Below are 319 nucleotides of genomic sequence, written 5' to 3' on the forward strand. Positions count from 1 at the left end.
AGCGCAATCGGGCTTAGCTTCCGGGTTCGGAAAGGGACCGGGCGTTTCCCCAACGCTCTCACCACCGCAAAACCACAGAACAACACACACCATGCGTGTGCGTCACTGGATCGTGCAGTGAAACTAGTAGACGTGAACACCAACCCCACAGGGCTGTGCGCGCGGACCCCACGGCCCGACTCTCAAACGCTCAATCGTTGTTTACTTGTGTTACCCAACCCACCACACACCCCGACAAGACCACAGTCCCACCGAGTCGTGTTGTTTGGGTGAGTGAACGGTGTATTAGTACCAGTCAGCTCCACGAATCACTCCGCTT

Annotated in this window: 1 rRNA gene; it reads right to left on the minus strand. The window is 56.7% G+C overall.

The annotated features are described in order from the left end of the window. Positions 1-69 (minus strand): 5S ribosomal RNA (rrf, locus tag NQ034_RS16095); the annotation flags it as partial. Between the last annotated feature and the right edge of the window lie 250 nt (positions 70-319).

It is taken from the genome of Brevibacterium moorei (genome assembly GCF_024580735.1).
Lineage (GTDB): Bacteria > Actinomycetota > Actinomycetes > Actinomycetales > Brevibacteriaceae > Brevibacterium > Brevibacterium moorei.